Source organism: Qipengyuania sp. S6317L1 (genome assembly GCF_023015615.1).
Classification (GTDB): domain Bacteria; phylum Pseudomonadota; class Alphaproteobacteria; order Sphingomonadales; family Sphingomonadaceae; genus Erythrobacter.
Genome location: NZ_JALKAJ010000005.1, coordinates 578,583 through 599,608 on the forward strand (window position 1 = coordinate 578,583; position 21,026 = coordinate 599,608).

Genomic DNA, 21,026 nt, shown 5'->3' on the forward strand with positions numbered 1-21,026 from the left:
AGATGTGTCCCCGCCTTAGCAGAGGCCCCCATTCCTCAACCGCCCATCCAATCGGCGAAAAAGCTCTTGTGCGCGGCGCGCATTTCTTCGAGCGAAACGCCAAGCAGCGTGTCCCCGCCGACGGTGCCAATGCGCGTAAAGCCGACCATTTCCGCCTCGGAAATTTCCGGACCTGCGGCAAGTTCCTTGTTGAAATCATCGAGCTTGTCGGCGCTGACCGTCACGACATAGCGCGCCTGATCTTCCCCGAACCACCATTGTGCAGCGGTGTAAGCGTCATTTACTGTGACCTCAGCGCCAAGCCCGCCGCTCATCGCCATCTCGGCAAGGGCCACGGCGAGGCCACCGTCGGAGATATCGTGGACCGCTGAAAGCAGACCCATTTCGATAAGACGCCGCACGATATGTCCCGCGCCGCGCTCTGCCAGCAGGTCCACCGGTGGCGCGCGGCCTTCGTCGCGGCCATGCACGACATCAAGCCATAGCGATTTGCCAAGGTGCGAGCGGGTCGGATCGGGCTTGGCCCAGAACTCGGGCGCGATGAGGTAAATGGCGTCTCCGTCAGCCTTGAAAGCGGGAGTCATCATTTTCGAGGCGTCTTCAAGGATACCCACGCCGCCAATCGCAGGGGTGGGCAGGATCGCCGAGCCGCCGCCTGTTGCCTTGCTTTCATTATAGAGCGAGACGTTGCCCGACACGATCGGGAAATCCAGTGTACGACACGCATCGCCCATCCCTTCGAGGGCATGGACGAACTGGCTCATGATCTCGGGGCGCTGTGGATTTGCAAAGTTGAGGCAATTTGTGACCGCCAAAGGCCGCGCACCAACTGCGCAAATGTTGCGATAAGCCTCTGCGATTGCCTGTTTGCCGCCTTCAAAAGGGTCGGCATAGACATAGCGCGGCGTGCAATCGGTGCTCATCGCGAGGGCCTTGTCCGTGCCATGCACGCGTACAACGCTTGCATCGCCTCCGGTTTGAAGCGTGTCGGCCATGACCTGGCTGTCATATTGCTCGGTAATCCAGCCGCGCGAGGCGAGGTTGGGGGAGGCGAGCATTTTCAGAAGGTCAGCACCCGGATCGCTGGTATCGGGCGCGTCTTTCATCGGCGTGATGCCCGCCCACTGTGCGTATTCTTCTTTAGAAATATAGGGGCGCTCGTATTCTGGCGCGTCGGCAGCGAGAGGCCCGAGCGGAATGTCGCACACGACCTCGCCGTCAAATTCGAGCACCATGTGCTGCGTATCGGTCACTTCGCCGATCACGGCAAAGTCCAGTTCCCACTTTTCAAAGATTGCCGCAGCCATCTCTTCCTTGCCGGGCTTGAGAACCATGAGCATGCGCTCCTGGCTCTCTGACAGCATCATTTCATACGGCGTCATGCCTTCTTCGCGGCAAGGAACCTTGTTCATGTCGAGACGGATGCCCGCCTTGCCATTGGTCGCCATCTCGACGCTGGAGGAAGTAAGGCCGGCCGCGCCCATATCCTGAATTGCGACAATCGCATCGGTCGCCATCAGTTCAAGGCAAGCCTCGATCAGTAGCTTTTCAGTGAAGGGGTCGCCCACCTGGACGGTTGGGCGCTTGGCTTCTGCATCTTCCTCAAAGTCCGCCGACGCCATTGTCGCGCCGTGGATGCCGTCGCGTCCGGTTTTGGAGCCGACATAGACGATGGGGTTTCCAACGCCCGTGGCCGCTGAATAAAAGATCTTGTCCGCATCCGCGATACCGACCGTCATTGCGTTGACCAGTATATTGCCATCGTAGGCCGGGTGGAAATTGGTTTCGCCGCCCACAGTAGGCACGCCGACGCAATTGCCATAGCCGCCGATGCCGGCGACCACGCCTTGCACAAGATGCTTCATCTTGGGGTGGTCTGGGCGGCCAAAGCGCAGCGCGTTCATATTCGCCACAGGCCGCGCGCCCATGGTGAAGACATCGCGAAGGATACCGCCAACGCCCGTCGCCGCGCCTTGGTAAGGTTCGATATAAGAGGGGTGGTTGTGGCTCTCCATCTTGAAGATCGCCGCCTGACCATCGCCAATGTCGATGACGCCCGCATTCTCACCCGGTCCGCAAATAACCCAAGGCGCCTCGGTTGGCAGCTTCTTCAGATGGAAACGCGATGATTTGTAAGAGCAATGCTCGGACCACATGACCGAGAAGATGCCCAGTTCGACCAAATTAGGCTCACGCCCAAGGCCTGAAAGCACGCGCTCGTATTCTTCAGGAGACAGCCCGTGCTGTTCGACGATTTCCGGTGTGATTTCGCTCATGCGCGCTCCCTTAAGCCAGTGGTTCGCCGTCGCCAACCCGCCAGTGCACCTTAAAGCGCAGTTTCTCCCCAAACAGGCGTATTAGCGCGTGAATTTAAGTGCAATCCAGCTGGCAAGGGCGCTTGTGGTGCCCGTCGCAAAAGCACCCCACATAATGTCCAGTACGCTCACCTTGGTCGCCCAGACCTTGAACACGGCCTGGCTGGTGAGGTCGAATGTCGCGTAGCACAGACCTCCAAGAAGAACGCCGTTCAAAAGCGCGATTCTGGCATCGCCCGCAATCAGCCCTGGCCTGATTGCAAACCATGTCATCCCGCAAAGATAGATAACATAGAAGGCCGCCGCAGCGCCTACATTGAACTCATCAGCCATGATCTCGCCGATCGTGGGTTCGTATAAATTGGTCGAGGCCCAGCCAAGCCACATGGCATCGAGCCCGCCGAAAATCACAGCCGCGCTAACAAAAGCGATCAAATATCGGGTCATAGTCAAATCCTTGCCGTTACCAGCCTTGAACGGGGCCTTGACCGGGAGGTTCCTGAACGTCATTGCATGGCCGCATGGATGAGGCAAACGTATCCGGGTCAAATCCGGCAATCGAAGAAATGAGCTTTGAACAGGCGCTTACCGCGCTTGAGGAGATCGTCACGCAATTGGAGCGCGGCGATGTGCCCCTTGATCAATCAATCAACCTCTATGAGCGCGGCGAGCGACTGCGCGCGGCGTGCCAGAAACGCCTCGATAGCGCGCAAGCACGGATCGAAAAAATCGTGGCAGGCAGCGACGGTTCGCCAAATGGCTCCACCCCCTTGGACGGTGGAGCGTAAAGAGCGCATGGGAGCGGACATTCTGAAAGAGGGGTTGGCCCGCGTTCAAGGCGAGATCGATTCGGTCTTTGACGCTTTCTTGCCTGTGCCTTCGGACACCCGCGCAAGGCTGGTCGAAGCGATGCGCTATGCCGCGATTGGCGGTGGCAAGCGTGTGCGCCCGCTTTTGCTTGTGAGCACGGCGGAACTGTTCGGCGTCGACCGGACCTCGGCGCTGCGTGCTGGCGCGGCGGTCGAGGCGATCCATTGCTATTCGCTCATTCATGATGATCTGCCATGTATGGACGATGATGACTTGCGACATGGCAAACCCACCTTGCACCACGTCTATGACGAGGCGACCGCAGTTCTTGCAGGCGACGCGCTTCACGCTTTAGCTTTTGAAATCCTTGCCGATACCGGGACGAGCAGCGACCCGTTCGTGCGCAGCGAACTAATCGCAACGCTTGGCATGGCGAGCGGAATGAACGGCATGGCGGGTGGACAGATGATGGACATGGTCGCCGATGAGGAGGGCGTTACATACGACCTTCAGGCGGTGACCCGCCTCCAGCAATTGAAAACCGGTGCGCTTCTTTCCTGTTCGGTTGAAATGGGCGCGATCCTTGGCCGTATTCCGGTCGAAGGCCGCGTGCATCTTCGCGCCTATTCGCGCGATATCGGCCTTGCGTTCCAGATAGCAGACGACCTCCTCGACGTAGAAGGTGACGCCGAATTGGCGGGCAAGGCGCTGCGCAAGGACGAGGAACAGGGTAAACAGACGTTTGTGACCTTGATGGGCGTGGAAAAGGCGCGTGAACAGGCGCGGATGCTGGTCGATCAGGCGGTGGGGCACCTTAGCTCGCATGGCAGCGAAGCCGATTTGCTGCGTGCGCTTGCCCGCTTCATCGTCGAGCGGGACCGCTAAGTCGGCAATAAACGGGCGCTCAGACCCGGACAGTGTGAAGGAACACCCAAATGAGCAAAAGCATAGGAATCTATCCTGGGACCTTTGACCCGATAACATTGGGTCACGCCGATATTATTCGGCGCGGGGCCAAGCTTGTGGATGAGCTCATCATTGGCGTTACCACCAACCCGTCAAAAAACCCCATGTTTTCAAACGAAGAACGATTTTCCATGGTCGAGCGCGAGGTTGAGAACCTAGGGCTGGACAACGTGACGGTGGTCGGGTTCAACGCGCTGCTCGTCAAGTTTGCGCAAAGGCAAGGCGCATCGGTCATCATCCGCGGCCTGCGCGCGGTTGCCGATTTCGAGTATGAATATCAAATGGCTGGCATGAACCAGCAGTTGGATAAAGATATCGAAACCGTCTTCTTGATGGCGGACGTCTCGCTTCAACCGATTGCCTCCAAACTCGTGAAAGAAATCGCACTTTACGGCGGTGACATCACGCCGTTTGTCAGTAAGGAAGTTTGCGAAGAAGTCGTTGCGCGGGTCGATGAGATCGGGCGCAAGGGCGATTATTGAACGCCAAAGCCGGGCCGGGCACAAGCCTGTGCGCGAAGTGTCACTCATTCATTGAAGTGTCAGGCACCCGCAGCTAGACGGGTGCAAACGATATTTGACGGATCTGAAGAAACCCCATGCTCAAGACTGTAACCTCATCTTTTGCGGCCCTTGCCCTTGCTGCGACCCCTTTTGCGGCTTTTGCACAGGATGAAGAGACCTCGCAAACCGAGGCTGAAGCCGAAACAGCGGTCGACAATCGCACCTATCCTACTGTTGAGTTTGACCAGAGCGTTGAGCCTGAAGATATCTGGGTTCTCGACCTGTCGAACGGCGAGCGGGTAAAAATTCGCCTTATGGAAGAGTGGGCGCCGAACCATGTGGAGCGTATCAAGACGCTGACCGCTGATGGATTTTATAACGGCGTTGTCTTTCACCGCGTGATCGAAGGCTTCATGGCACAATCGGGCGATCCAACCGGCACGGGCCAAGGGTCATCGCAACTTCCCGATCTCAATGAAGAATTTAATCCGATGCCCCATGTGCGTGGCACGGTTTCGATGGCGCGTGCGAACGAGGAAAACAGCGCCAACAGCCAGTTCTTCATCGTTTTCTATCCGCGCTTTGCCCTTGATAAGCGCTACACCAACTTTGGCCGCGTGATTGAAAACATGGGCGCAGTGGATGCGATTGTGCGCGGGGAACCGCCCGCAAACCCGACCCGCATTTTGCAAGCCTCGATGCTGAGCGACAACCTCCCGGTTCCAAGCGTGGCTCCGCCGCAGATGGAAGCAGAGGTGACCGCCGATATGTTGAGCGCGCCGCTCGACACGCAGTAAGTGCGAAAGCCAGTAAAGCGCTGTCCTTTTCGATAAAACCGGTTTTCGTAGCGTGCACAAAGTCCTAAGCGTGCGCGCATCATGCGTGTTGACCTGTTTGACTTCGAGCTTCCCCAGGACCGTATAGCCCTGCGCCCCGTGCGCCCGCGCGATGCTGCGCGGATGCTCGTTGTGCGCGGGCAAGATGCCCCGTTTGAGGATGCCTGCGTGCTCGATCTACCCGACTTGCTTGAACCGGGCGACGTGCTGGTATTCAACGACACCCGCGTGCTCCCGGCTCAGCTTGAAGGCAGACGCGCTGGCGGCGAGGCCAAGGTCGGCGCAACTCTTCACAAACGCCTCGACCTTCGACGATGGGACGCGTTCGTGCGCAATGCCAAGCGAGTGAAGGAAGGTGATCAGATCATCTTCGGCGGCGGCATCACCGCAATTGCCGAAAGCCGAAATGCGGACGGCTCAATCACGCTGTTTTTCGAGGGCGAGGAACCCGTCGAAGTTCTTCTCGACCGGGCGGGCACCATGCCTCTCCCTCCCTATATTGCCGCGCGCCGGGGCGTGGATGAGCAAGACCTTGCCGACTATCAAACCATGTTTGCAAGTGAGGACGGCGCGGTGGCGGCTCCGACGGCTAGCTTGCATTTTACCGACCGCCTGATCGAGGCGTTGGAAGCGCGCGGGATCGGGCGTGAAATGCTAACCTTGCACGTGGGGGCAGGGACTTTCCTGCCGGTCAAGGCAGATGACACCGACGACCACCAGATGCACTCCGAATTTGGCCGGATCAGCGCCGAGGCCGCCAAGCGATTGAACGCAGCCAAAAAAGCAGGCGGGCGCATTATCGCGGTTGGCACTACGAGCCTTCGCACGCTTGAAAGCGCGGCGTCACAGGACGGTCAAATCCACGAGTTCGCCGCAGATACCGATATTTTCATCACGCCCGGCTATCGTTTCAAAGCGGTGGATGGACTGATGACCAATTTTCACCTGCCGAAAAGCACCTTGATGATGCTGGTGAGCGCGCTGATGGGACGCGAACGGATGATGGCGGCCTATGCTCACGCAATCGAAAATGAGTACCGTTTCTATTCCTATGGTGACTCCTCGTTGCTCCTGCCTTAGTCCGCTTGGTGATGTCTGATCCCATCCTCTCCATCGAAGGCCTGTCGAAGGTTTACGCCGGCGGAACCAAGGCTCTCGACAATGTCGATCTCGACATTCGCAAGGGCGAGATTTTCGCGCTGCTCGGTCCCAACGGGGCTGGCAAGACCACGCTGATCGGGGCGGTGTGTGGCCTTGTCCGGCCAACTTCTGGTACAATCACAGCCTTTGGTCATAACCTTGCAAGCGATTGGCGAGCGGCGAGGGCGCGCATCGGGCTCGTCCCGCAAGAGCTTTCGACCGATATGTTCGAAACAGTGTGGCGCGCGGTATCCTATTCGCGCGGGTTGTTCGGCCTTTCTCCCGACAAGGCGCGCATCGAGGAAATCCTGCGCAGTTTGAGCCTGTGGGAAAAGAAGGACGCCCAGATTCGCGAGCTTTCGGGCGGCATGAAACGCCGTGTGCTGATCGCGAAGGCGCTGGCACACGAACCGGACCTTCTCTTTCTGGATGAACCCACCGCTGGCGTCGATGTCGAACTTCGCAAGGGTATGTGGGAGCAGATCGGTGCGCTTCGCGAACGTGGCACGACGGTCATTCTTACCACGCACTATATCGAGGAGGCCGAATTGATGGCCGACCGGGTCGGGATCATCCGCAAGGGTCAAATCCTGATGGTCGATGACAAGGCCTCAATGATGCAGCACATGGGCTCGACCGAAGCGGTCTTTACTCTGGCACAGCCGCTGGGTGCAGTGCCTGATGCGCTTGATCGGTTTTGCCTGACGATAGGCGAGGGCGGGACTTCGCTGATCTATCGAGGCGGCACGGGCGCTCAGGATGTTGAAGGCGATGGCAATGCCGAAGTCGCCGCGCTGACCAAGGCGCTGATTGCGTCAGGTGTCGATTTTATCGGCATCGACATTCACGACAGCTCGCTTGAGGACATTTTCGTTGGCCTTGTCGCCGAAACTCAGGGTGATGACGCATGATGCAGGGCTTTAATGCGCGCGGTGCCTGGTCGATCTATGTGCGCGAGTTGATGCGGGCGCTGCGCACGGCGTTTCAGTCGATCCTCTCGCCTGTGCTCACGACCTCGCTCTATTTCGTCGTGTTCGGAACCGTGATCGGCGGGCGGATGGAGCCGGTGGACGGGGTTGCATACGGCGCCTTTATCATCCCCGGCCTGCTCATGCTCACGCTGTTGGGCGAAACGACGAGCAATTCCTCTTTCGGCATCTATATGCCGCGCTTCACCGGTACCATTTACGAGCTTTTGTCCGCGCCCGTCGGCGTTGCCGAGACACTGATCGGTTTTGTCGGTGCAGCAGCCACGAAGGGCCTGATCCTCGCTGCCATCATCCTTGGAACGGCGACATTCTTTGTCGATTACGAGATTGCGCATCCGCTCGCAGCCGCAGGCTACATCATGCTGGTCGCTGCAAGCTTTTCGCTGTTCGGCTTCATCCTCGGAATATGGGCGGACAGCTTTGAAAAGCTTGGAATTATACCGCTCCTGTTTCTGACCCCGCTGACCTTTCTCGGGGGGACGTTCTATTCAATCGAAGAGCTTCCCGGCGTGTGGTCGACAATTGCCTATGCCAACCCGATCGCCTTTTTGGTGAGCGGGCTGCGCTGGACGTTTTACGGCACATCGGATGTCTCGATCTGGGTTTCGCTGGGGATGACGTTGGGCTTTCTTGCCCTGTGCGTTGGCATCATCACCTTCATTTTTAAGACCGGGTGGAGATTACGAGAGTGACCCGCTTCTCATTTGAACTTCACGCCACTGATGGTCGCGCGCGCACCGGTAAAATCACCATGCAGCGCGGCGAAATTCGCACACCTGCATTCATGCCTGTTGGAACCGCCGCGACGGTCAAGGCGATGAAACCCGAAAGCGTGCGAGCCATCGGCGCGGACATTATCCTTGGCAACACCTACCACCTGATGCTGCGCCCGGGCGCTGAACGCATGGCGCGTCTGGGTGGCTTGCACAATTTCATGAAGTGGGACCGCCCGATCCTGACCGATAGCGGCGGTTATCAGGTGATGAGCCTTTCGGACTTGCGCAAACTCACCGAAAAGGGCGTCGAATTCCGCAGTCATATCGACGGCTCCAAGCATATGCTCACCCCGGAACGCTCAATGGAAATTCAGCGGCTTTTGGGCTCAGATATCGTGATGTGCTTCGACGAATGCCCCCGCGCCGACCGTCCGCGTGAGGAAATCGCCGCCTCGATGGAGCTCTCAATGCGGTGGGCAAAGCGCAGTCGCGACGGTTTTGACAGCGGCGAGGAACACGCCGCGCGCTCGGCACTTTTTGGTATCCAGCAGGGCGCATTGGACGAAGGTTTGCGCAAGGTCAGCGCGGAAAAACTGATCGACATTGGCTTTGATGGTTATGCGGTTGGCGGCCTTGCCGTGGGCGAGGGGCAGGAGGCGATGTTCGGCGTGCTCGACTATGCGCCTGAACAGCTGCCCAAGGACAAGCCGCGCTATCTTATGGGGGTTGGCAAGCCGGATGACCTGGTCGGCGCGGTCGAGCGGGGGATCGACATGTTCGATTGCGTCCTTCCGACAAGATCAGGCCGCAATGGCCAGGCCTTCACCTGGAACGGGCCGATCAACATTCGCAACGCCAAGTTTGCCGAGGACTTGTCACCATTGGACGAAACCTCTGATTGCTCCGCCTCTCGGGATTATTCTAAGGCCTATCTCCACCATCTGCACAAGAGCCACGAGATCCTTGGCGCGATGCTTGTGACCGAGCATAACCTCGCTTTCTATCAGGCCTTGATGCAGAAGATGCGCGATGCCATTGGAGCGGGGCAATTTGCCGAGTTCGCGGCTGACTTTCGCCGCAACTACCTTCGAAAGTAGGACTGAATGCCCAAACTGCCTGAAGCCAAAATGCCAGATGATTGCCGGTCAATGATCGAGGTGCGCGAAGGTGTCGATGCGACCGATCGCGAGCTGGTCGCCCTGCTTGAGCGGCGGTTTGGTTACATGCGGGCAGCGGCGCGTATTAAGCCGAACCGCGAGGCCGTTCGCGATGAAGAACGCAAGGCGAGCGTTATTGCGGCGGCCAGAGCAGAGGCGGAGGCGCGCGGTATCCCGGGCGCTCTTATCGCACAGCTTTGGGATGATCTGGTCGAAGGCTCGATCGCCTACGAAATGCAAGAATGGGATAACACTCGCAGCTGACGAAATACTTGTCCCGCATTTCACAATTTCAACCCACAAAAACAAAGGGCGGCCCAATCGGACCGCCCTTAATTCGTTTCGCAAAGCGTTCAGGCTTTAGCGCGAGTAGAACTCGACAACGAGGTTCGGTTCCATCGTCACCGGATAAGGCACTTCGTCGAGCTTTGGCACGCGGGTGAATTGAACCTTGTCGTTGCCTTCTGGAGCAACATAGTCAGGGATTTCACGCTCTGGCAGGCTTTGCGCTTCGATCACGAGAGCCATTTCCTTGGCCTTGGTGCCGAGGCTGATGACGTCGCCAACATCGCAGCGACGCGATGGGATGTTGCACTTCACGCCGTTCACATAAATGTGGCCGTGGTTCACGATTTGACGCGCGGCAAAGATCGTTGGCGCGAATTTCGCACGGTAAACGATCATGTCGAGGCGGCGCTCAAGCAGGCCGATAAGGTTTTGGCCGGTGTCACCCTTCATGCGGGTTGCAGCTTTGTAGGTCGAGCGGAACTGCTTCTCGGTCACGTCGCCGTAGTAGCCTTTGAGCTTCTGCTTCGCGCGAAGCTGAAGACCGAAGTCGCTCATTTTGCTCTTGCGACGCTGACCATGCTGGCCAGGACCGTAAGAACGCTTGTTCACCGGAGAATTTGGACGGCCCCAGATGTTTTCACCCATCCGGCGGTCGAGTTTGTACTTGGCGCTCTTGCGCTTAGACATATGTCTTTCCTTCAAATTTGCTGACCTGCCCCAGTGGCAGGCATCTAACCCGGCATCGCACCATTGAGCCGACTTGCTCAATGCGGTCGCCGCTTCACCGGGGTGCGGGACCAATCTTGCGTGGGCGCGCGTATAACGGGCTGCGCGCTGAAATCAAGCTTATTCGCTTGGGTCCTTCTCGACAGGATCCTTGTCGGGACGGCCAAGGGTGGAGAGGACCCCCCTCAAGGTGCGCACCTCAAGATGGTTCCACCCCGGCTTGGTAAGAACCGTGCGGAGCGTACGGCGCGTCGCCTCGGCCCGCGATTCGGGGAAGAAATACCCTTTGGGCGCGAGCATTTTTTCCAAGTGGGAAATCAGCCCTTCAAGCTCTTCTTGCGGAGCAGGGGGCAGGATGTCCTCTTCTGCCGTGGGCTGCACGAGGCCGCTCACTTCAACCTCGCGCCCGATGCGCGACCACTCGTAAGCGGTGAGGATCACGGCTTGCGCAAGGTTGAGCGAACCGAATTCAGGATTGATTGGCACGGTAAGGATATGACGGGCAAGCGCGACATCCTCTGTCTCGAGCCCTGACGCCTCGCGGCCGAACAGCACTGCGTGGCGCCCCTCGGCCGAGTGCATCAGTCGCGCCGCTTCATCCGGACCCACAACCGGTTTCGTCACCCCGCGTTTGCGCACAGTGGTCGCGTAAACGTGCTCGCAATCAGCGACTGCCTCGGCGGTCGTCTCGTATATCTTTGCTTCGTCAAGCACGATGTCTGCCCCCGCCGCCGCAGGGCCAGCACTTGGGTTTGGCCAACCATCGCGGGGATTGACGATACGCATTTCGGTGAGGCCAAAGTTGAGCATCGCGCGTGCCGCTTTGCCGATATTTTCGCCCAGTTGCGGGCGAACCAGAACGATGACGGGCTTATTGGACACAATCAGTCCTTGGCCGCGTCAACAACGGTGCTGGCGAATTCTTCGAAGTCCTTGGCCTCCGAGAAATCGCGATACACGCTGGCAAAGCGAATATAGGCAACCGAATCCAGTTGCTTGAGCCCGTCCATCACCATCTCGCCAATGCGTGACGAGGGCACTTCGGCATCGCCTGCGGTTTCGACCTGACGCTGAATGCCGGAGACGAGTTGATCGATCCGTTCCTGGTTCACATCACGTTTGCGACAGGCAAGGGCGACCGATTTTTCCAACTTGGAGCGGTCGAAGGGTTCGCGGCGCGGTTCGGACCCGTCCGAGCGCGTCTTGACGATCACCACCTCGCGCAATTGTACGCGCTCAAAGGTGGTAAAGCGCGCGCCGCAGGAATTGCACTGGCGCCGACGCCTGATCGAGGTGTTGTCCTCGGTCGGGCGACTGTCTTTGACCTGCGTGTCTTCGTGGGCGCAAAACGGGCAGCGCATGGGTTGGGTTTAGCTTTCTGGATAGACCGGGAAGTCAGCGCAAAGCTTGGCAACGCGATTGCGAACGCTCTCTTCGACTTGCGCGTCTCCTTCTGGGCCGTTCTTGGACAAGCCATCGACGACTTCCGCGATGAGCTTACCCACTTCGCGGAATTCCACCGGACCAAAGCCGCGCGTGGTGCCAGCGGGAGTGCCAAGGCGGACACCCGAGGTCACGAAGGGAGAGCGGGTGTCGAACGGAATGCCGTTCTTGTTGCAGGTGAGCCATGCACGGTCGAGGCCCGCCTCAGCCGCTTTGCCGGTCACGTCTTTCGCGGTAAGGTCAACCAGCATCGAGTGATTGTCCGTGCCGCCCGAAACAATACGAAGCCCGTTTTCCTCAAGGCTCGCCGCGAGCGCGCGGGCGTTCTCGACGATGCGGTGAGCGTAGGTTTTGAATTCGGGCGCAAGGGCCTCTTTGAACGCCACCGCTTTCGCAGCCACCACGTGCATCAGCGGACCGCCCTGAAGGCCGGGGAAGACCGCCATATTCAATGGTTTGGTGTATTTCTCGTCGTTCCACAGGATGATCCCTGAACGTGGGCCGCGAAGCGACTTGTGCGTCGTAGAGGTCACGATGTCGCAGTGAGGGAAGGGCGAGGGGTGTGCGCCGCCAGCAACGAGGCCGGAGATATGGCTCATATCGCAAAGCAGGATCGCTTCCACTTCATCGGCGATTTTGCGGAAAGCTTCGAAATCCCAGACCCGCGAGTAGGCCGTCCCACCGCAGATGATGAGCTTCGGCTTGTGCTCACGCGCGAGCGCCGCCACCGCTTCCATGTCGATCCGCTCTTCGCCCTCGGTCACACCATAGCTGACGGGGTTGAACCACTTGCCGCTCATGTTGACCGGCGAGCCGTGGGTGAGGTGACCGCCAGAATTAAGGTCGAGCCCCATGAAGGTGTCGCCCGGCTGCAAAAGTGCCAGGAACACCGCCTGGTTCATCTGGCTGCCCGAATTGGGCTGCACATTGGCAAAGTTGCATCCGAACAGCTGCTTGGCGCGCTCAATCGCTAAAGTTTCCACGACGTCGGCGTAATCGCAGCCGCCATAATAACGTTTGCCCGGATAGCCTTCTGCATATTTGTTGGTGAAGACACTGCCCGTCGCTTCAAGCACCGCTTTCGATGCGATATTCTCGGAAGCGATCAGTTCGATCTTGTCTTGCTGACGCGCCAGTTCCTTACCGATCGCTGCGGCGATTTCGGGGTCCGCACTGGCCAGATCGTCGTGCCAAAAGCCGTGCCCAGAAGCGTTTTGGGCGTCGGTCACTGAAGATGGATTGGTGCTCATTGGTGCGTCTCGATGTGGTCAGGGTCGATGGGTGGATTGCCAAGCTTGGCAACGCGGCGATGATGGCGTCCGTTGGGGTCACCTTCATCGGCAAATACGGTGCTCAAGAAAGTTGCGATGCAGCTTTTCGCCATTTCGATACCGATAAGGCGCGCACCCAAGGCAATGCAGTTGGCATTGTTGTGCTCACGCGCGAGCGCGGCTGACAAGGGCTCCGATACCAAAGCACAGCGAACGCCCGGGTGGCGATTGACGCTGATCGAGATCCCGATACCCGAACCGCACAATGCGATACCAAATTCAGCGGTGCCATCGGCAACCACATCGGCAAGCTTGTATCCGTAATCGGGATAATCGACGCTTTCCCCGGGCTCTGGTCCAAGGTCGGCAACTTCGTGGCCTTCTTCCATCAACCATTCGGCCAATTCGGCTTTGAGGTCGGTGGCGGCGTGATCTGATGCGATGGCTAGTCTCATGGCCACGCTCCTTAATGCGCTAGGCCTCGTGAAACCACCCCGATTAACCGGCTTTTCGACGTTTCTGCCTCTCCGATAAGGCGCACCCTTGCGAGGCGCGGCTACATAAGCCATTCCTAACCCCTCCAAATCCTCAAAAGTTCGAGTGCTTATCGATGCGTTTTGTGTTTTTCCTTTGGGCAAGCTTCGCCCTCGCTTTATCGGGCTTGAGTGCCCAAGGGGCGGACCATTTGGGCACCGAGGTGGAGCGCCTCAAACGCGCTTCCTCACTCGAACCGGGCCATGGAGCCCTTGTCATCTCGATTCGCAGCGAGATTTATCTCGATGAGCCGCTGGATGTTTTCTTCCTTCGTGAAGGCGGCGATGTGGCCAACGAGGCAGATGTGATCCGCCTGACCCGCAAGCAAAACCAGCTAGCTTTCACCAACTCGACTACGAAATTCAAGGTGCGCGCCTATCAGCTGGCGGCGGGGACCTATCGCCTGATCGCGCATGGGATGGATTGTCCCAAGATCCCAGCGAAGGATGAACGGTGCCTGTCGGATGTCAGTGCATTGCTTTTCGGAAAGATCGTACTTGGACGACCATCACGCGGTTATGGCGATGAGGCGCCGCGCTTTGAAATCCGTGCAGGAGAGGTGACCAATGCGGGTGACTTTGCGCTTACCTCGCGCAACACGATCGAATGGTCCCAAATCCCGCAGGACGAGCTGGACCGGTCACGCCGCCTCGTAAATGGATTGGCGCGCGGACCAGAGCCAGTGGTGCCGGAAGAGTTCGAACTCAAATATGGTCTGTTTCCGCGCAGTTTTGAAACGGATGCCAATCGGCGATATTGAAGTGGTTGTTTCTAGGCTTTTTTGAGCGTTTTATTCAGCCATTTCCATAGCTGATCGATTTCTTCTGCGGCCTTGCCACCAGGAGCAAGCTCGCTGGCGGTTTCGCCCTTTGCGCTCGAGCGATGGAAGTCTGCGCGTTCGCCCAGTTCGACCGGACATATGACAAGACCCATGTCTGTCGCCGCATCACGCGCGCTTTTTGCAAGCTGCGTTGCGCCCGAGGGCACGCCATTGAGGACGACAAATGCGGGCGTCTTGGCGTATTTTACCAGATCCGCAATGGGTTCCAGCGCGGCCAGATCAAACGCGCGCGGCTTGGTCGGGATAAGGACAAGATCGGCTGCCTTGATCGCTTCGCGCGCGGCAGCATCGGCGTGGGGAGGGGTGTCGATCACCACGAAGTCCACACCGTTTTTCTTCGCGCTTTCGATCGTGCGGCCAAGCCGGGCCGGGGGAGCAGTCACCACAACGGGCAGGAAATCTCCGCGCCAATCGCTCCATGCCGCAGCGGTTGCCTGCGGATCGGTGTCGACCACGCAGCTTTCATGCTTTGCCGCAGCAGCGCGGGTGGCGAGATTGACCGCGAGCGTGGTTTTGCCCGAGCCGCCCTTTTGGCTGACGATTGCGATGGTTCTAAGGTCGGCATTGGGCACGAGAGCGATCCTTGCTGAAAATACGGGTTGTCCTCTCCTCGCGCATGGCCTGCCACACGAGTTAAGCGGAGTCTATCGGGGACGCGCGGGTGAATTGGTAGCAGGGGTGGGTATCCCGCCCGCCTCACACCATTGCCCTGGTTGCAAATCATTGATCGACCACTCACCAATGCTCCAGCGCACAAGGCGCAAAGTCGGATGCCCAACCGCCGCTGTCATGCGTCGAACTTGCCGGTTTTTTCCCTCGCGGATGGTGAGGCGCAGCCAGCTATCAGGCACGGTCTTGCGAAATCGCACCGGCGGGTCGCGCGGCCAAAGCTGCGGATCGGCGATCTTTTCAGCCTTCGCAGGACGGGTCTTGCCGTCCTTCAGCGTAACGCCTTGCGCCAGTTGCCGGATTGCTTCGGCATCAGGCTCGCCTTCCACCTGCACGAGATAAGTTTTGGGCATCTTGAATTTTGGATCGGCAATGCGCGCCTGCAGTTGCCCGTCATCGGTGAGCAGCATTAACCCCTCGCTGTCGCGGTCCAGCCTGCCGGCCGGATAGACACCGGGCACATCGAGAAAATCGGAAAGCGTGGCGCGCTTGGTCGGGCTGCCACGGTCGGTAAACTGCGACAGCACATTCATCGGCTTGTTGAAGAGGATCAGGCGGGACATCTGGAATTCAGCCGCCGGCGATCAATTGCGAGGAGACCAGACACCCTGCATTGATCCAACAAAACCAACAGGTTGGAGGGGAGGACCTATTTGCCAACACCGGCTGCTTCAAGACGTTGAACGACCTCCGGATTGTTCTGCAAATATTCGATCACCTGCGCCTGAAGCGCCTTCACCTCGACCTCCTGCGCCGCGTTGACATCGGCAAAGAACGCTTCATTCGCAGCCGCAACTGCCGGGTCCGAGAGGAGTTTTTGGGTCTGGGAGAAGTAACGCTGACCGCTTGTCGTGGATGCAAAGGCGCGAATATCTTTCAACTCGGCGAGCGTGAATTCGCGTGTGTAGGCAATCGCAGTCGATTTAATCATGTTTGGCAGATGTTTGTTGATCATCGGGCGCATCACTTCCGGGAGCGAGGCGAGAAAACCATCCATAATCGCGCGGATGCCGGGCTCTTCGAAAACCGGCCCTGTCATCGCCGACGCTGCCATTTGATTGCCCATCGTGGTCGCAATCTCGACCATTTCCTGTTCGCGCGTGTTGATCGGAAACATAATGTCCATGATGGCCATAGCCTCAACCATCTCATCGGCGGGCGGGGTATAGCCATCGCTTTGCGCGAGCGCGGGCGATGCGTTGGCGACGCAGAGCAGCGCGCCTCCACCAAGGGCGAGACGTTTGAAATGTTTCGTCATGCTTGTCGGCCTTACTGGTCGAGGAACGAGCGCATTTTGCGGCTGCGGCTCGGGTGCTTCAGCTTGCGCAGCGCCTTTGCCTCGATCTGACGGATACGTTCGCGGGTCACGGAGAACTGCTGGCCGACCTCTTCCAAGGTGTGGTCGGTGTTCATGCCGATACCAAAGCGCATCCGCAGAACACGTTCTTCACGAGGTGTCAGCGATGCCAGAACCCTCGTGACGGTTTCCTTGAGGTTTGCCTGAATAGCGGCATCCACAGGGATGATCGCATTCTTGTCCTCGATGAAATCGCCGAGGTGCGAATCTTCTTCATCACCGATCGGTGTTTCGAGCGAAATCGGCTCTTTGGCGATTTTCATCACCTTGCGAACCTTTTCCAACGGCATGGACAGACGCGCTGCCATTTCTTCAGGTGTCGGCTCGCGGCCTTCTTCGTGAAGGAACTGTCGGCTTGTGCGGACCAGCTTGTTGATCGTCTCGATCATGTGGACCGGAATACGGATGGTGCGCGCCTGATCAGCGATCGAGCGGGTGATCGCCTGACGGATCCACCATGTTGCGTAAGTGCTGAACTTGTAGCCGCGGCGGTATTCGAACTTGTCGACCGCCTTCATCAGACCGATGTTGCCTTCCTGAATAAGATCAAGGAATTGCAGGCCACGATTGGTGTATTTCTTGGCGATAGAAATCACTAGGCGAAGGTTGGCTTCCACCATTTCCTTCTTGGCGATGCGCGCCTCGCGCTCACCTTTTTGCACCATGTTCACAATGCGGCGGAACTCTTCGAGAGCCATACCGGTGTTCGCGGCAATGTCGGTGATCTCAGTGCGAATGCGGTCAACCGCATCACCTTCCTTCTCAAGGAAAGCGGCCCATTTTTTGTCCTTGGCAGCGCGCTCTTTAATCCAAGCATCGTCGAGTTCATTGCCGACGTAGGATTTGAGAAAGTCGATCCGCTTGATCTTGTGACGCTCGGCCAAGCGCAGCATTTGACCGCCAAGGGCAGTCAGGCGGCGGTTGAAAGCGTAGAGATTGTCGACGAGGAATTCGATCTTCGCTGCGTGAAATTGCACGCTTTCGACTTCAGCGGTGAGCTCTTCGGAAAGCTTTTCGTACTTGTTCTCTTTCGCCTTGGGAAAGACGCCGCCGTCGGCCAGCGTGTCGACGCGCTCGATCTGCAACTTCTCGAAGCTTTTGAAAAGCTTGGTGATACGGGCAAAACGCTCGATCGCGTCAGGCTTAAGCGCGGCTTCCATCTGAGCAAGCGAAAGAGTGTTGTCCTCCTCTTCTTCCTCGTCTTTCTTGCCGTCTTCACCGTCCTCGCCGTCTTCGCCGTCTTCCTTGTGATCTTCGACGTCGTCATCGTCGTCGCGGATCGTAGGGCCAGCGGTTTCTTCGGAGATCTCGCCGTTCTCGGCTTCTTCGTTTTCCTCCTCCATCTTGTCAGGTGGAGGCTCTTTGGAAAGCATCGCGTCAAGGTCGAGGATTTCACGAAGCTGCATGTCTTCGGAGTTGAGCGCTTCTGACCACTGGATAATCGCATGGAAAGTGATCGGGCTTTGACAAAGGCCCATGATCATCATGTCGCGGCCCGCTTCGATACGCTTGGCAATCGCGATTTCACCCTCACGGCTGAGCAGTTCCACCGCGCCCATTTCGCGAAGATACATGCGAACAGGGTCATCGGTGCGCCCATCAGCGGCGGCCTTCTTCGCGGCGGGTTTGGCAGGAGTGGCAGCGGCCTTTTTCTTGTCGTCGTCGACTTCCATCGCTTCGACTTCGGCTTCCTGTTCAGCCTCGGCCTCAGCATCTTCGTCGTTCTCGACGATCTGCACGCCCATTTCAGAAAGCGCAGTCTGGATATCTTCGATCTGATCGGGGCTCATCTCTCCCGAAGGCAAAGCAGCGTTGAGCTCATCATAAGTGATGTAGCCCTTCTTCTTTGCCTTGGTCATCAGCTTCTTCACAGAAGCTTCATTGAGGTCGATCAGCGGTGCGTCTTCTTTGTCGCTTTTTGCACTCGAAGCCATAAAACTTGTCAGTCCGTATCAATGTTGGCCGATTGCTTTTGGGTCCCCATCGTGAGCCCCCGCACCTCGGTCACCTAAACTTCATCGCGATCCGGATCAGGAAACCCCGGATCAATTCTGCTCAGCTGATGCGCCGGCTTTCCTGCGCCCAAAGGCTTTCAAGCGTTCATCAACTGTATGGAGCCGTTCTCGCAATCTGACCTGCTCTGCCAATGCCCCTTCAGGATCATCGTCAAACCGCGCAATCGTCGCCGCCATAGCGGTTTCGAGCGCTGGTTTTAAAGCCAGCAGCGATACAGCTTCAGCCAATTCCTCGCGCGCTTCACCGGGGTCTGTGCCTTCTTTGAGAAAGGCGAGTTTGTTGTTTTCCGGTGGGGCAGGAATGCCTTGAAGCTCCGATATGGCGTTTGCCCCGTGCGAATCAAGTGTTTCTGCAAGCTCCATCAACGATTCTATCGCAGGCGCGGCATTCGGGTCATTCTGAGCGAGCCTTGAAAGCGCTTCCGAATGAGAGGAGATTTCTTCCGGATACCGCACAAGTCCTGCAATAACAGAAGACAAAAGCGAAGCGCGTTGCCCGCCGGACATTGCCTTGCCAAGCGTCGCCTTGGCCTCTTGCGAGAGGCCGCGTGGGGCGCTTTTGCGATTTTGCCAGCCTGCGTTGCCAGACTGCGCTCGAAATTCTCGTCTCGGGAATGCGAATGCCGAGAACCGGTCGAGCAACTCACGGCGATAGAGCGCCTGAATATCCTTGTTCTCGATTGTGTCGACATGCGCCATCAACCGCGCCTTGAGACCAGCTTTTGCCTCGGGGCTGCCAAGGGGCTGCGCATCGCGCTCACCCTCCCACAAGGCATCGAGCAGGCTCTTTGGCTCGGCAAGGAGTTTTGTCATCGCCCCTGCGCCTTGTTCCTTGATGAGATCGTCAGGGTCCATCCCGCCGGGCAGGCGCACGATGGATAAAGAGCGCATGGGGGCAAGCAGGGGAAGGGCGCGGCCAATCGCTCGCATGGCAGCGCGTTCGCCTGCCTTATCGCCATCAAAGCACAGCACAGGCACCTCGACCATGCGCCATAACATCTCAAGCTGTGTTTCTGTGAGCGCGGTTCCAAGCGGAGCAACCGCATCGTGAAAGCCCGCCTGAGCGAGCGCGACCACGTCCATGTAGCCCTCGACCACGACCACACGACCAGACTGGCGCGAGGCGGGCGAAGCGCGGTGGAGGTTGTAAAGCGTGCGCCCCTTGTCGAACAGCGGCGTGTCGGGGGAGTTGAGATACTTCGCAACACCATCACGGTTTTCCATGATCCGCCCGCCAAAGGCGATTACCCGGCCGCGCGCATCCTGAATCGGGAGCATGACACGGCTACGAAACCGGTCATAGGTCGTGCCATCGTCGGTCCTGATCCGCATGCCGGTTTCGACCAGCATCTGGTCTTCATAACGGGAGAGCGCCTTGTTCAGCGCTTGCTTGCTTTCGGGCGCGTAGCCAAAGCCGAACTCCTGCAAGGTCTCCGGCTTAAGGCCGCGCGCCGTCAGATATTGCATTGCCTCGCGCCCGTCGGGCTTTCGCAAATTGTCGTAAAACCACGCTTGCGCGTCTGTCGTCACGTCGATCAGCTCGGCGCGCTTCTCCGCCTTTTTCGCGGCTACAGGGTCGGGGGCAGGGACCTCCATCCCGGCTTCCGCCGCCAATTCCTTGCACGCATCAATAAAGGATAGCCCGCGCTGTTCTGTCATCCAGCTGATGACATCGCCATGCGCCCCGCAGCCAAAGCAGTGATAAAAGCTCTTCTGATCATTCACATAGAAGCTGGGCGTCGCCTCATTGTGAAAGGGACAGCACGCCTTGAACTCGCGCCCCGCACGGGTGAGCTTGGTCGTGCGATTGATCACGGTTGAAAGCGTGATCCTCGCGCGCAGCTCGTCCTTCCATTGCGGGGTGATGCTCATATGCGAATAGTGCGCCCGAACGCTGGACGGTTCAAGCGCACTTGTGCCCTCTTGTGGGTATGTCTGTGGCTTAGGAAAGCGCGGCTTTGACCAGTCCGCTCGCCATCTTCCCGTCGAGCACCGCACCGTGCCTGGCTTTAAGAGCGCCCATGACCTGGCCCATGTCCTTCATCGACGATGCGCCGGTTTCCGCCTTGATCGCCTCAATCGCAGCCTTCGTTTCTTCCTCGCTCATCATCTGCGGCAGGAATTCTTCGATCACCGCCAGTTCGGCTTTTTCGGCATCGGCCAGTTCCTGGCGACCGCCATTTTCATACATCTCGATGGATTCGCGGCGCTGCTTGGCCATCTTTTGAAGCACGGATGTCACCAGAGCATCGTCATCGATTTCTTTTCCCGATGTCCGCTCTTCAATATCGCGATCCTTGATCTTGGCGCTCATCTGGCGAAGGGCAGCAGTGCGTTCTTTTTCCTTGGCTTTCATCGCGGTGATGGTGGCAGCTTTGATATCGTCGCGGATCATCGATTTCGGCTCTTTCTGTGGATGGTTTCGTATTCCGGGCGGCTTAACCCATAAA

At 58.1% G+C, this 21,026-nt stretch carries 23 protein-coding genes; 10 read left to right on the forward strand and 13 right to left on the reverse strand.

What is annotated here, in order from left to right:
- Window positions 1–35: 35 nt before the first annotated feature.
- Both purL and MWU38_RS14360 read right to left on the reverse strand, forming a co-directional pair.
- Window positions 36–2,276: a phosphoribosylformylglycinamidine synthase subunit PurL gene (gene purL / locus MWU38_RS14355; protein ID WP_247272471.1), complete on the reverse strand. Its 2,241-nt coding sequence runs from the start codon at window positions 2,274–2,276 to the stop codon at window positions 36–38.
- Between the two features lie 81 nt (window positions 2,277–2,357).
- The gene (locus MWU38_RS14360; RefSeq protein ID WP_247272472.1) at window positions 2,358–2,762 is read right to left on the reverse strand and encodes a DUF2177 family protein; all 405 of its coding nucleotides are present in this window, start codon (window positions 2,760–2,762) and stop codon (window positions 2,358–2,360) included.
- Window positions 2,763–2,836: 74 nt separating this feature from the next.
- On the opposite strand from MWU38_RS14360, the gene MWU38_RS14365 reads away from it, so the two are divergent.
- The 9 genes from MWU38_RS14365 (at window position 2,837) to MWU38_RS14405 (ending at window position 9,696) form a co-directional block, all read left to right on the forward strand.
- A complete protein-coding gene (locus MWU38_RS14365) occupies window positions 2,837–3,103 on the forward strand; it encodes an exodeoxyribonuclease VII small subunit (RefSeq protein ID WP_247272473.1) in 267 nt (88 codons plus the stop codon).
- Window positions 3,072–4,010 (forward strand): polyprenyl synthetase family protein, encoded by a 939-nt coding sequence (locus MWU38_RS14370; RefSeq protein ID WP_247272474.1) that lies wholly within the window; start codon window positions 3,072–3,074, stop codon window positions 4,008–4,010. The genes MWU38_RS14365 and MWU38_RS14370 overlap by 32 nt, the downstream gene beginning before the upstream one ends.
- Before the next feature lie 50 nt (window positions 4,011–4,060).
- Entirely contained in the window at window positions 4,061–4,573 is a 513-nt protein-coding gene (gene coaD / locus MWU38_RS14375; protein ID WP_247272475.1) for a pantetheine-phosphate adenylyltransferase, read from the forward strand.
- Window positions 4,574–4,689: 116 nt separating this feature from the next.
- Window positions 4,690–5,391, forward strand: a complete 702-nt coding sequence (locus tag MWU38_RS14380; protein WP_247272476.1) for a peptidylprolyl isomerase — start codon at window positions 4,690–4,692, stop codon at window positions 5,389–5,391.
- An 81-nt stretch (window positions 5,392–5,472) separates the two neighbouring features.
- Window positions 5,473–6,510 carry a tRNA preQ1(34) S-adenosylmethionine ribosyltransferase-isomerase QueA gene (queA, locus tag MWU38_RS14385; RefSeq protein ID WP_247272477.1) on the forward strand — a complete coding sequence of 346 codons (1,038 nt, stop codon included), beginning with the start codon at window positions 5,473–5,475 and terminating at the stop codon, window positions 6,508–6,510.
- Window positions 6,511–6,521: 11 nt separating this feature from the next.
- Entirely contained in the window at window positions 6,522–7,481 is a 960-nt protein-coding gene (locus tag MWU38_RS14390; RefSeq protein WP_247272478.1) for an ABC transporter ATP-binding protein, read from the forward strand.
- A complete protein-coding gene (locus tag MWU38_RS14395; RefSeq protein WP_247272616.1) occupies window positions 7,481–8,251 on the forward strand; it encodes an ABC transporter permease in 771 nt (256 codons plus the stop codon). Before MWU38_RS14390 ends, MWU38_RS14395 begins: the two co-directional genes overlap by 1 nt.
- Window positions 8,248–9,372: a tRNA guanosine(34) transglycosylase Tgt gene (gene tgt / locus MWU38_RS14400; RefSeq protein ID WP_247272479.1), complete on the forward strand. Its 1,125-nt coding sequence runs from the start codon at window positions 8,248–8,250 to the stop codon at window positions 9,370–9,372. The genes MWU38_RS14395 and tgt overlap by 4 nt, the downstream gene beginning before the upstream one ends.
- 6 nt (window positions 9,373–9,378) lie before the next feature.
- Window positions 9,379–9,696, forward strand: a complete 318-nt coding sequence (locus MWU38_RS14405) for a chorismate mutase (RefSeq protein ID WP_247272480.1) — start codon at window positions 9,379–9,381, stop codon at window positions 9,694–9,696.
- 96 nt (window positions 9,697–9,792) lie between these two features.
- On the opposite strand, the gene rpsD is transcribed toward MWU38_RS14405, so the two are convergent.
- The 5 genes from rpsD to MWU38_RS14430 all read right to left on the reverse strand — a co-directional run bounded on the left by rpsD (window position 9,793) and on the right by MWU38_RS14430 (window position 13,615).
- Window positions 9,793–10,407 carry a 30S ribosomal protein S4 gene (rpsD, locus tag MWU38_RS14410; RefSeq protein WP_247272481.1) on the reverse strand — a complete coding sequence of 205 codons (615 nt, stop codon included), beginning with the start codon at window positions 10,405–10,407 and terminating at the stop codon, window positions 9,793–9,795.
- Between the two features lie 159 nt (window positions 10,408–10,566).
- On the reverse strand, window positions 10,567–11,331 hold the full coding sequence (locus MWU38_RS14415) for an RNA methyltransferase (protein WP_247272617.1): 765 nt from the start codon (window positions 11,329–11,331) through the stop codon (window positions 10,567–10,569).
- A complete protein-coding gene (gene nrdR / locus MWU38_RS14420; protein ID WP_247272482.1) occupies window positions 11,331–11,807 on the reverse strand; it encodes a transcriptional regulator NrdR in 477 nt (158 codons plus the stop codon). The genes MWU38_RS14415 and nrdR overlap by 1 nt, the downstream gene beginning before the upstream one ends.
- Before the next feature lie 9 nt (window positions 11,808–11,816).
- Window positions 11,817–13,139, reverse strand: a complete 1,323-nt coding sequence (gene glyA, locus MWU38_RS14425; protein ID WP_247272483.1) for a serine hydroxymethyltransferase — start codon at window positions 13,137–13,139, stop codon at window positions 11,817–11,819.
- Complete coding sequence (locus tag MWU38_RS14430) at window positions 13,136–13,615, reverse strand: RpiB/LacA/LacB family sugar-phosphate isomerase (RefSeq protein WP_247272484.1); 480 nt, start codon at window positions 13,613–13,615, stop codon at window positions 13,136–13,138. Before MWU38_RS14430 ends, glyA begins: the two co-directional genes overlap by 4 nt.
- Window positions 13,616–13,845: 230 nt before the next feature.
- Here MWU38_RS14430 and MWU38_RS14435 point away from each other — a divergent pair, with 230 nt between their 5' ends.
- Window positions 13,846–14,454, forward strand: coding sequence for a hypothetical protein (locus MWU38_RS14435; protein ID WP_247272485.1), 609 nt, complete (start codon window positions 13,846–13,848; stop codon window positions 14,452–14,454).
- An 11-nt stretch (window positions 14,455–14,465) separates the two neighbouring features.
- On the opposite strand, the gene parA is transcribed toward MWU38_RS14435, so the two are convergent.
- The 6 genes from parA to MWU38_RS14465 form a co-directional block, all read right to left on the reverse strand.
- Complete coding sequence (gene parA, locus MWU38_RS14440) at window positions 14,466–15,107, reverse strand: ParA family partition ATPase (RefSeq protein ID WP_247272486.1); 642 nt, start codon at window positions 15,105–15,107, stop codon at window positions 14,466–14,468.
- Between the two features lie 72 nt (window positions 15,108–15,179).
- Window positions 15,180–15,767, reverse strand: a complete 588-nt coding sequence (locus MWU38_RS14445) for a pseudouridine synthase (protein ID WP_247272487.1) — start codon at window positions 15,765–15,767, stop codon at window positions 15,180–15,182.
- A gap of 86 nt (window positions 15,768–15,853) precedes the next feature.
- Entirely contained in the window at window positions 15,854–16,462 is a 609-nt protein-coding gene (locus MWU38_RS14450) for a hypothetical protein (RefSeq protein ID WP_247272488.1), read from the reverse strand.
- Between the two features lie 11 nt (window positions 16,463–16,473).
- The gene (gene rpoD, locus MWU38_RS14455; RefSeq protein WP_247272489.1) at window positions 16,474–18,495 is read right to left on the reverse strand and encodes an RNA polymerase sigma factor RpoD; all 2,022 of its coding nucleotides are present in this window, start codon (window positions 18,493–18,495) and stop codon (window positions 16,474–16,476) included.
- Window positions 18,496–18,606: 111 nt separating this feature from the next.
- Window positions 18,607–20,448, reverse strand: coding sequence for a DNA primase (gene dnaG, locus MWU38_RS14460; RefSeq protein WP_247272490.1), 1,842 nt, complete (start codon window positions 20,446–20,448; stop codon window positions 18,607–18,609).
- Window positions 20,449–20,518: 70 nt separating this feature from the next.
- Entirely contained in the window at window positions 20,519–20,971 is a 453-nt protein-coding gene (locus tag MWU38_RS14465) for a GatB/YqeY domain-containing protein (RefSeq protein WP_247272491.1), read from the reverse strand.
- Between the last annotated feature and the right edge of the window lie 55 nt (window positions 20,972–21,026).

What these genes read in the sequence shown, in the direction of transcription:
- dnaG (WP_247272490.1), bottom strand. Translation starts at nt 20,448, where the DNA reads ATGAGCATCACCCCGCAATGGAAGGACGAGCTGCGCGCGAGGATCACG.
- MWU38_RS14395 (WP_247272616.1), top strand. Translation starts at nt 7,481, where the DNA reads ATGCAGGGCTTTAATGCGCGCGGTGCCTGGTCGATCTATGTGCGCGAG.
- MWU38_RS14365 (WP_247272473.1), top strand. Translation starts at nt 2,837, where the DNA reads ATGGATGAGGCAAACGTATCCGGGTCAAATCCGGCAATCGAAGAAATG.
- MWU38_RS14465 (WP_247272491.1), bottom strand. Translation starts at nt 20,971, where the DNA reads ATGATCCGCGACGATATCAAAGCTGCCACCATCACCGCGATGAAAGCC.
- MWU38_RS14370 (WP_247272474.1), top strand. Translation starts at nt 3,072, where the DNA reads ATGGCTCCACCCCCTTGGACGGTGGAGCGTAAAGAGCGCATGGGAGCG.
- purL (WP_247272471.1), bottom strand. Translation starts at nt 2,276, where the DNA reads ATGAGCGAAATCACACCGGAAATCGTCGAACAGCACGGGCTGTCTCCT.
- MWU38_RS14445 (WP_247272487.1), bottom strand. Translation starts at nt 15,767, where the DNA reads ATGTCCCGCCTGATCCTCTTCAACAAGCCGATGAATGTGCTGTCGCAG.
- rpoD (WP_247272489.1), bottom strand. Translation starts at nt 18,495, where the DNA reads ATGGCTTCGAGTGCAAAAAGCGACAAAGAAGACGCACCGCTGATCGAC.
- queA (WP_247272477.1), top strand. Translation starts at nt 5,473, where the DNA reads ATGCGTGTTGACCTGTTTGACTTCGAGCTTCCCCAGGACCGTATAGCC.
- MWU38_RS14360 (WP_247272472.1), bottom strand. Translation starts at nt 2,762, where the DNA reads ATGACCCGATATTTGATCGCTTTTGTTAGCGCGGCTGTGATTTTCGGC.
- glyA (WP_247272483.1), bottom strand. Translation starts at nt 13,139, where the DNA reads ATGAGCACCAATCCATCTTCAGTGACCGACGCCCAAAACGCTTCTGGG.
- MWU38_RS14450 (WP_247272488.1), bottom strand. Translation starts at nt 16,462, where the DNA reads ATGACGAAACATTTCAAACGTCTCGCCCTTGGTGGAGGCGCGCTGCTC.
- nrdR (WP_247272482.1), bottom strand. Translation starts at nt 11,807, where the DNA reads ATGCGCTGCCCGTTTTGCGCCCACGAAGACACGCAGGTCAAAGACAGT.
- rpsD (WP_247272481.1), bottom strand. Translation starts at nt 10,407, where the DNA reads ATGTCTAAGCGCAAGAGCGCCAAGTACAAACTCGACCGCCGGATGGGT.
- coaD (WP_247272475.1), top strand. Translation starts at nt 4,061, where the DNA reads ATGAGCAAAAGCATAGGAATCTATCCTGGGACCTTTGACCCGATAACA.
- MWU38_RS14380 (WP_247272476.1), top strand. Translation starts at nt 4,690, where the DNA reads ATGCTCAAGACTGTAACCTCATCTTTTGCGGCCCTTGCCCTTGCTGCG.
- MWU38_RS14405 (WP_247272480.1), top strand. Translation starts at nt 9,379, where the DNA reads ATGCCCAAACTGCCTGAAGCCAAAATGCCAGATGATTGCCGGTCAATG.
- MWU38_RS14390 (WP_247272478.1), top strand. Translation starts at nt 6,522, where the DNA reads ATGTCTGATCCCATCCTCTCCATCGAAGGCCTGTCGAAGGTTTACGCC.
- MWU38_RS14430 (WP_247272484.1), bottom strand. Translation starts at nt 13,615, where the DNA reads ATGAGACTAGCCATCGCATCAGATCACGCCGCCACCGACCTCAAAGCC.